At 38.8% G+C, this 2375-nt stretch carries 2 protein-coding genes; both read right to left on the bottom strand.

Features of this window, described 5'->3' with window-relative positions; translation table 11 throughout:
- Window positions 1–113: 113 nt before the first annotated feature.
- Complete coding sequence (locus E1171_RS02690; RefSeq protein WP_155203822.1) at window positions 114–1007, bottom strand: hypothetical protein; 894 nt, start codon at window positions 1005–1007, stop codon at window positions 114–116.
- A 241-nt stretch (window positions 1008–1248) separates the two neighbouring features.
- Complete coding sequence (locus E1171_RS02685; RefSeq protein WP_155203820.1) at window positions 1249–2241, bottom strand: hypothetical protein; 993 nt, start codon at window positions 2239–2241, stop codon at window positions 1249–1251.
- Between the last annotated feature and the right edge of the window lie 134 nt (window positions 2242–2375).

Genomic DNA, 2375 nt, shown 5'->3' with positions numbered 1-2375 from the left:
TTCGATTATAGTGGGTTTTGTATTTAATATGGGGGTGTTTTCCTAAAGGCACTGTTTACAAAACAGTGCCATAATGTCTTAAAATTGTCTATTGAAGTTACGGCATAATCGAATTAGTCTGGTTCTTCCATTGATGAGGATGACATGTTAGCTACCGCTCTTTCGATTTCGGTAAACCTTGATGTTTCTAGGCCAGTTTCCATATAGCTACCACCCTGATCATTACGTTCCTGTAATTCTCTTGCTGCGGCTTCTGGATTTACTTTATTAAATTCACCCTTAAAATTCCGAAAATACACCCCTCTTCCGAGTGCCCATAATCTAAATGGAGAATAATTTCCTCTTGCCATAGCGTCATGTCCCCCATTTGCAAGTATAACAGATCTAGGATTCCTTACGTGGTAAGCCCAAAATCCAGGGAGATGATTTTCCAAACTATATTGCACCGCAGTATTAGTTCCTTTAACATCCGTACCACCATGATCCATAGGGCCTGCTACAGGATCAAGTAATTCTGCATTTATTCTTAGTTTTGGGTATCTGACTTTCAATTGACTAATAAATTCTGCTCCTGCTACAGCTCCTCTACTATACCCTCTTACATCTACTTCAAGTTCATCTGCCGGATTTTCACCCAGGATTCCGGTAACTTCATCTAACATAGCCTCAGCATTCATTTGTATGCTACCTCTTCCCCTTCCTAGAATCTGGGATTTCGCCTTATTAAACATGGTTGATTCTTCTCCTCCCTGTAGCCTTCCAGTTTCTGGATCAGTAAATCCAGGGCCATCAGCCCTCAGTATAACGGTTTCCTCATTTACATTTACCCTCACATTTGGGTTAAGGGGAGTAGCATGGAGATCTCTTTCTTCATTAAAACTTTCTTCTGCTCCCCTGCCTGTTCCTCCAAAATCTACTTTAACCTTGTTAATCACTTGAATTCCTGGTTTTGGAATTCCTAATCTTGATTGCCTAGCAAATACTCTCCCTAATGCTCCAAATCTCATATTATTTATTATTTAAAGTTAAAGAATCTTTTAAAGCTATTCTACTCGCCGGTTTTTATTCCTCATTGATAACCTATAACTCTTATTTTAATTAAAACAAATCAGGAAGCATAGGTTGACACTATCCAAAAAATTGTGTCATTGGGGTTAGGAAAGTTACCTCATTAAGGGCTAGAAAGCCGGCACTGTATAAGAAACTGAGTCTAAGAATTCTATTATCCTTACCAGTGTTCTCTTTTTATTAGACCCAATGTGCCATTTCATGGGGAAGAAGGCATCGGCCACTCGGACTCCTTGGGGTTCTAGGTCCCTCAAAATCATCACGGAAATGGTCAAAATCATCACCCTCTTCCCATAAATCTTCTGTATTGTTCAGTAAGCTGCTTTTTTCACTTGCTATTTGATTGATTTGCCTTTCAATCCCATCTAAAACATCAATTATTTCCCTTATTTCATGAGGTGCTATCAATTCTGGAGGCAAATCTTGTTGACTTAGCAAAAACTTGGCAGTGTTAATATCGTCAAGAACTTTGCTTATCTCCTTCTGATGTTTTTTCCATTGTTTTTTATCAAAATTCCCGTGAGCCACATCCCAACCAAGTTTAATAAGACCTGATGCATCCCTTACAAATCCAACCGATGGGTGAGCTTGTCCTAATGCGGTCCAAAACCCCTGCTTGCCAAGTTCTTTTATCCCACCCCCCTCTTTCTTGGCGTCGTAAATGGCTTTAGTTGAAACAACTGCACTAGCTGTATTTCCAACAACACCTACTGCGCCAAAAGAAGAAGCAACTATATCAGCGGCAAGGATTACACCACTTATTGTAAGGCCTTTTGCTCTATCTCCGGCGGCCCCTTTTGCTGTCTGGTCTTTGTATTTTATGGCTCTTGAAAATCTATTTCGGTTTTTAAAATGCTGGTGTAGATCCTTAGTAACAGCATTGTCATCCATTTCACTATATCCACCACCTCCTTTCATCTTGAGTTTTTCAGGAATATGACCAGGAAATTTAAGGTGCTCGAGGTTCACATAGCCTTCCAATCCGACATAGTCACCATCGCGCACAAGAACTTTTACCCTACCTCTATGATCGGTGTCCCTTGGGTCAATCATAACAGGTGTGTTGTTAGTTAGGCGAATTTCATTTTCATCATATTCATCATATTCATGATGTAATATTGCACCTTTCTTTTTTCCCAACCATCTTCTACTAAAAACTATACCATCAATCATAACATTATTTTTTATAGTTTGACAAATAAATTATCATAGAAAATCTACTTCTGATTAAAAATTTTTTAGTTTTTGTCGGCTTCCTATTGGGTTAAATACCCTTAGCCTTTATATCCCAGAACCTTTTAAAACAA

Source organism: Xanthovirga aplysinae (genome assembly GCF_009711365.1).
Classification (GTDB): domain Bacteria; phylum Bacteroidota; class Bacteroidia; order Cytophagales; family Cyclobacteriaceae; genus Xanthovirga; species Xanthovirga aplysinae.
This window is presented reverse-complemented; position numbering and strand designations above follow the sequence as displayed.